Origin of the sequence: Clostridium acidisoli DSM 12555 (assembly GCF_900176305.1) — a bacterium.
Classification (GTDB): Bacteria; Bacillota; Clostridia; order Clostridiales; family Clostridiaceae; genus Clostridium_I; species Clostridium_I acidisoli.
The window spans coordinates 1-7,986 of record NZ_FWXH01000049.1; the positions used below are offsets into that span (position 1 = coordinate 1).

Sequence of the window (7,986 nt, forward strand, 5' to 3'; positions counted from 1 at the left end):
AATGCTCCCAATAGGAGTAGCAGGAGAACTATGTATAAGTGGCTGCGGAGTAGCTAGAGGATACTTAAATAACGAAAAGTTAACTAATGAAAAATTTGCACAGAATCCATATGAGCCGGGAGAAAAAATGTATAGAACAGGAGATCTAGCAAGATGGCTTCCAGATGGGAACATAGAATATTTAGGAAGAATAGACCATCAAGTTAAGATACGTGGTTTTAGAATAGAGCTTGGAGAAATAGAGAGTAATATATTAAAACTAGAAGGAATAAAAGAAACAATAGTTTTAGCAAGAGACGGGGCAGTAAATAAATATCTATGTGCATATTATGTTGGAGAAAAAGAGTACAGTGTAGGAGAGTTTAGGGAAGAATTAAAAAAATCTATGCCAGACTACATGGTGCCAGCATACTTTATAAAACTAGAAAGTATGCCATTAACATTAAATGGCAAAATAAATAGAAAGGCACTACCAGAGCCACAAGGTAAAATTGATACAGGAGCAGAATATGAGGCTCCAAGAAATGAAATAGAACAAAAACTTGTACAAATATGGGAAGACGTATTGGGAGTACAAGATATAGGAATAAATGATAACTTCTTTGAATTAGGAGGACATTCCCTAAAGGCAACAACACTAATAGGAAGAATTTACAAAGTGTTAAATGTAGAAGTACCACTAAAGGAGATATTTAGTAAGGGAAATATAAAAGTTCTTAGTGAATATATAGATTCTGTTAGTAGAAAAGAATATGAGGCAATAGAAAAAGTAGAAGAAAAGGAATACTATGAAGCATCATCAGCACAAAAAAGGATGTACATGCTCCAAGAGCTTGATCAGAACAGTACAGCATATAATATGCCTGGAACCTTAGAGATATTAGGTGATTTTGATATAAAAAGAATGCAGGAAGCGTTTATAAAATTAATAGAAAGACATGAAACATTAAGGACAAGCTTTTACTCTAAAGGTGATAAGATAGTACAAAAAATTAATAAAATTGATGAAATGAATTTTGAAATTGAGCAAATAGAAGTAAAAAGTGAAGAAGAAGTAGAGAAAAAGTTCCAAAAGTTCATAAGGCCTTTTGAATTAGATAAGGTACCGCTATTAAGGGCAGGAATTATAAAATTAGAAGAAAAAAGGCATGTTATGTTCTTCGATATGCATCATATAGTATCAGATGGAGTTTCAATGTCCATACTAACAAGAGAATTTAGCGATTTATATGCAGGAAAGGATTTAGGAGAATTAAAGGTACAGTATAAGGATTATTCTGCATGGCAGTTAAAGAAAAGAGAAAGTGAGGACTTTAAAAAGCAGGAAGAATATTGGTTGGGAGAATTTAGTGGAGAGATACCAGTATTGAATTTACCTGCGGATTATAAAAGACCAAAGGTTAAAGAATTTAACGGCAGCAGCATAAATTTTGTGTTGGATAAAGAAACCACTGAAAGATTAAGAGAGATAGCCAAAGAAACGGGAAGTACTATGTACATGGTACTATTAGCAAATATAAATATACTATTATCAAAATACAGTGGACAGGAAGACATAATAATTGGAAGTCCAATAGCTGGAAGAAACCATGTGGATTTAGAAAATGTAATAGGTATGTTTGTAAATACGTTAGCAATAAGAAGTAGTGTAAATGCAGAAGCAAGCTTTAAGCAATACTTAAAAACAGTAAAAAGTAAAGCGTTAAAGGCTTTTGAAAATCAAGATTATCAGTTTGAAGAATTAGTGGACAAAATAGATGTAGATAGAGATTTAAGTAGAAATCCATTGTTTGATATCGTATTTGTACTTCAAAATATGGAAGAAGCTAAAATAAAAATAAAAGATTTAACCTTTAAGCCTTATGATATAAATGACCATATAGAAAAATTTGATATGACAATGATGGCAGTTGAGGGAAAAGAGAAAATCTATTTTAGGCTAAGTTATGCAACTAGTATATACAAGGAAGAGACTATTGAAAGAATGATTAATCATTTCTTAAATATAGTAAAAGTAACGGTAAAGAATATAGAGGTTAAGCTTAAAGATATAGAAATAGTGAGTGAAGAAGAAAAACGTAAATTATTAGTAGAATTTAATGATACCAGTGTAGAATATTCAAAAGACAAAACAATAACTGAGTTGTTTGAAGAGCAGGTAGAAAGGACTCCAAAGAATACAGCAGTTGTATTTAAAGATGAAAAATTAACTTATAAAGAGTTAAATGAAAAAGCAAATTCTTTAGCAAGAGTTATAGAACAAAAAGGTATATGTCGAGATGATATAGTAGGAATAATGGTAGAAAATTCTATTGATATGATAGTAGGAATAATTGCAATCTTGAAAGCAGGAGGAGCATATCTGCCAATAGATCCAGAATACCCAGAAGATAGAATAGAATATATGCTGGAAAATAGCAAAACAAATATAGTATTAACAAAGGGTAAACTTAAAGAGAAAATAACTGGGGATAAAAGAGAAATATATGATTTATATAATGAAGAGTTATATAAGGAAAGTAAGTCCAACTTAGGTAAAACATATAAAGCAAATAATTTAGCATATGTAATATATACATCAGGGACAACTGGAAAGCCTAAGGGAGTTATGATGGAACATAAAGGGCTTGTAAATTTATCCTTGTGGCACAATAGATATTACGAAGTTACTGAAGAAGATAGAGTTACAAAATATGCAGGAGTAGGATTTGATGCATCAGTATGGGAGATATTTCCGTACATTATAGCTGGAGCAGCAATACATGTAATATATGATTCAATAAGGTTAAATATAAAACTTTTAAATGACTATTATGAAAAGAATAAAATAACCATAAGCTTTTTACCTACACAAATTTTTGAACAATTTATACAGCAAAAAAACCGATCACTTAGAAAATTGTTAACGGGAGCAGATAGACTTAAAGTATATAAAGAGCAGACATATGAATTAATAAATAACTATGGACCTACAGAAAATGCAGTAGTTACAACAAGTTTTAGAATAGATAAAGAATATGGAAATATACCAATAGGAAAACCAATAGACAACGTAAGAATATATATAGTTGATGAAAATAATAAATTATTGCCTATAGGGGTAGCAGGAGAATTATGTGTAAGTGGAGATGGACTAGCAAGAGGATATATAAATAATGAAGAATCGACCAAAGAAAAATTTGCAGCAAATCCATATGAATCAGGACAAAGGATGTACAGAACAGGAGATTTGGCAAGATGGCTTCCTAATGGCAATATAGAATGCTTAGGAAGAATAGACCATCAAGTTAAAATAAGAGGCTTTAGAATAGAGCTTGGAGAAATAGAGAATAATTTATTAAAATTAGAGGAGATAAAAGAGGTAGTAGTTTTAGCAAGAGAAAAGGAAGAAAACAAATACTTATGTGCATACTATGTAGGTGAAAAAGAATACAACATAAGTGAGGTAAGAGATGAACTTAAAAAATCCTTACCAGACTATATGATTCCAGCATACTTTATAAAATTAGAGAGCATGCCGTTAACACCAAATGGAAAAGTGGACAGAAAAGCATTACCAGAGCCAGATGGAAAAATTAATACGGGAGTAAAATATGAAGCTCCAAGAAACGAATTGGAAAAACAATTGGTGGAAATATGGGAAGATGTATTAGGTGTGTGCGATATAGGTATAAATGATAACTTCTTTGAAATAGGAGGACATTCCTTAAAAGCAACAACACTAATAGGAAGAATTTATAAGAATTTAAATATAGAAGTACCGCTAAAAGAAATATTCAGCAGGGTAAGCATAAAGGGATTAAGTGAATATATAGAATCTATTAACAAAAAAGAATATGAAGCAATAGAAAGGGTAGAAGAACAAGAATGCTATGAAGCTTCATCAGCTCAAAAGAGAATGTATATGCTTCAAGAACTTGATAAGGATAGCACTGCATATAATGTGCCTGGAAGTTTGGAAGTATTGGGTAAATTTGAAATAGAAAAAATGCAGGAAACATTTATAAAGTTAATAAAAAGACATGAAACATTAAGGACAAGCTTCTATACTGTAGATAATAAGATAGTACAAATGGTAAATAAAGCTAGTGAAATACAATTTGAAATAGAAAAAATAGAGGTAAGGACTGAAGAAGAAATACAAGAAAAAATAAAGGAATTTATAAGACCATTTGACTTAGGTACTGCACCATTATTACGAGCAGCAGTTATAAAGTTAGAAGAAGAAAGATATATTATGCTTTTTGATATGCATCACATAGTATCAGATGGAGTTTCAATGTCTATATTAACAGAAGAAATTAGTCAGTTATATAGCGGAAAAGACTTAGGAGAATTAAAAGTACAATATAAGGATTATTCTGCATGGCAGTTAAATAAAAAGGCAAGTGAGGAGTATAAAAGGCAGGAGGAATATTGGTTGCAAGAGTTTAGCCGAGAAATACCAGTATTGAAGCTGCCTACAGACTATGCAAGGCCAAAGACTAAAGATTTTAAAGGTGACAGTATAAGCTTTGTTTTAGATAAAGAAACAACTGAAAGCTTAAGAAATATAGCCCAAAAAACTGAAACTACTATGTACATGGTGTTATTAGCAAATATTAACGTATTATTATCAAAATACAGTGAGCAGGAAGATATAGTGGTTGGAAGCCCAATAGCAGGAAGAAATCATGTGGATTTAGAAAACTTAATAGGTGTATTTGTAAACACATTAGCAATAAGAAGCCATGTAAATAGTGGACTAAGTTTTAAGGAATATTTAAAGATAGTAAAGAACAAAGCATTAAAAGCATATGAAAATCAAGATTATCAATTTGAAGAAATTGTAGACAAAATAGATATAGATAGGGATTTAGGAAGAAATCCTTTATTTGATGTTATGTTTGTTCTAGAAAATGTGGGAGAAGCTAAAATAGAAGTAGAAGGTTTAACCTTTAAGCCATACATCCTAAGTAATAATATGGAAAAGCTTGATATTACAATAGCTGCGTCTGAAGGAACAGAAGAAATTAAATTTAATTTTAGTTATGCAACTAGCCTATATAAACGCGAGACTATGGAAGATATGATTAAGTGCTTTAAACATATCATTAAAGTATCAAGTAGTAATTTAGATATAGCTATAAAAGATATAAGTGTAATGACTAATAATGAAGCCTACGATTTTCTATCAAAAACAAAGAGTAGTAATTTTAACAAAGATGACTTTGATTTTGATTTTGAAGATTAGTAAGTAAGGAGTAATATGCCAGATGGTAATGTAATTGGATTGAAAAATTAAATCACATTACTATCTGGAATTAATAAATGTGGATTAGTACTAAGAAATTAGGAGATGTATTACAAATGATTATAGAAGAAGAGTCAGATAGTAATTTAATTAATTTATCTAAAGAATATTGGAATAAGATTGCACATGGGGAATATGAAAGAATAAATTTTAGTAAGAGGGCTTCAGAATATGTACCGAGTAAAAATGAAATCAATGTAGACATAGATGGTGAAGTATTTAATAAAATAGTTAAAACATCTCGAAATAATGATTTAATTATTTATGTAATTATGTTGGCTACATTTAAAATCACTATAGCTAAGTACTTTCAAAATAATAAATTTTTAATTGGAATTCCCCAATATATTGAATCAGAAGATATGGAAAGTAATAATGAATTTATAATATTAGATAATAATATTATTGAAGATAATACATTCAAACAAGCATTAGTTCATCAAAAAAATCAAACTTTTGAAGTATATAAACATCAATTTTATCCAGTTAAAAAGATATATAAAATCAATGATATATATGACAGTGTTAATGTGTATTGTTGTATGAAGAATATTCATAATAAAAAACAGATAGAAGATATTTTGGCGTTAGGTAATAATGCTTTTACTTTAAATATAGAAAAATATAGTAATTCCATCAAGCTTATATTTAATTATTGTAACGAATTATTAATGGACGAAGTTAATGGAGTTAAAAGTGTGTTTATTAATATATTAAACTCAGTAAGTCTTAATATGAATTCAGTTATTAAAGATATACAAATAGTAAGTGAAGAAGAAAAATATAAATTGTTACAAGAATTCAATAATACAAGCACAGAATATCCAAAGAATGAGACAATAATTGAATTATTTGAGACGCAGGTAGAAAAAAATCCAGATAATATTGCGGTTGTTTTTGAGGATAAAAAGTTAACTTACAAAGAGCTTAATGAGAGAGCTAATTCTCTAGCTAGAAATTTAAGAAAAAAGGGAGTAGGAGCAGATGCTATAGTGGCAATAATGGCAGAACGTTCCCTTGAAATGATAGTAGGAATGTTAGGTGTATTAAAAGCAGGAGGAGCATATCTGCCAATAGATCCAGAATACCCAGAAGACAGAATAAAATATATGTTGGAGAATAGTAAAACTAAGATATTATTAACACAAGATAAGTTTAAGAAAAAGTTAAGTAATGAAGACATAGATACATGTGATTTGAATAGTGAAGAGTTGTACAAAGAAGATACAGCTAATTTAAGTAAAACCACAAAAGGAAATAATCTAGTATATATAATATATACATCTGGAACCACAGGAAACCCCAAGGGTGTAATGGTAACGCATGGGGGATTAGTGAATTATATATATTGGGCTAGAAAAGTATATGTTAAAGATGAAAAAACAGATTTTCCGCTATATTCTTCAGTATCCTTTGATTTAACAGTAACATCAATATATACGCCACTTATTTCAGGAAATGCGGTAGTAATATATGAAGGAGAAAGTAAAGTTTCACTTATAAAAAAGGTAGTGGAAGAAAACAAAGTTGACATTATAAAATTAACACCTACACATTTGAAGTTAATAGAGAACATGGATTTATCAAAAACAAGAGTGAAAAAACTTATATTAGGTGGAGAAGATTTAAAGGAGAAGTTAGCGAGAAGTATATATAATGCATTTGATGGAAATGTGAAGATATATAATGAGTATGGTCCAACAGAAACAACAGTAGGCTGCATGATACATGAATATAAGGCTGAAAGGAATGCTAAAAGTTCAGTTTCAATAGGAGTGCCTTCAGACAACGTAAAAATATATGTTTTAGGAAAAAATTTAGAGATTATGCCAATAGGATCATTTGGTGAATTATGTATAAGTGGAGAAGGGCTAGCGAGGGGATATTTAAATAATGAAAAAATGACGCAAGAAAGATTTGTGAAGAATCCATATACTCCTGGTGAAAAGATGTATAGAACAGGTGATTTAGCAAGATGGATGATAGATGGAACCATAGAATATTTAGGAAGAATAGATCATCAAGTTAAGATACGTGGTTTTAGAATAGAAATAGGAGAAATAGAAAACACCTTATTAAAGATAGAGGGAATAACGGAAGCAACGGTTTTGGCAGGAGAAAAAGAGGGAAATGAATACATATGTGCATATTATGTAGGGCAAAAAGAATACAGCGTAAGAAAGTTTAGAGAAGAACTAAAAAAATCCTTACCAGATTATATGATACCAGCATATTTTATAAAGCTACAGAATATGCCTCTAACAATAAACGGAAAAGTAAACAGAAAGGCACTACCTAAGCCAGAGGACAAAATCAACACAGGAGCAGAGTACGAAGCACCAAGAAATGAGCTAGAAGAGAAGTTAGTAGAGATATGGCAGAACGTATTAGGTGTAACTAATATAGGAATAAATGATGACTTCTTTGAATTGGGAGGACATTCTTTAAGTGCAACAACTTTAACAGGGAGGATTTTCAAGGTATTAAATGTAGAAGTGCCTCTAAAGGAAATCTTCAGTAATGGAAATATAAAGGGACTCAGCGAATATATAGAAACTATTAGCAGCAAGCAATATGAAGCAATAGAAAAAGTAGATGAAAAACAGTATTACGAAGTTTCATCAGCTCAAAAGAGAATGTATATGCTTCAAGAGTTTGATAAGGACAGTACAGCATACAATATGCCTGGAGCT

2 protein-coding genes are annotated in these 7,986 nt (G+C 30.3%); both read left to right on the forward strand.

Features of this window, described 5'->3' with window-relative positions; all coding sequences use genetic code 11:
* Window positions 1-5,233: amino acid adenylation domain-containing protein (locus B8978_RS19165; RefSeq protein WP_084117882.1), on the forward strand; the 5,233-nt coding region annotated here is incomplete at its 5' end.
* A 116-nt stretch (window positions 5,234-5,349) separates the two neighbouring features.
* A partial coding sequence (locus B8978_RS19170) for a non-ribosomal peptide synthetase (protein WP_176212765.1) occupies window positions 5,350-7,986 on the forward strand: 2,637 nt, incomplete at its 3' end.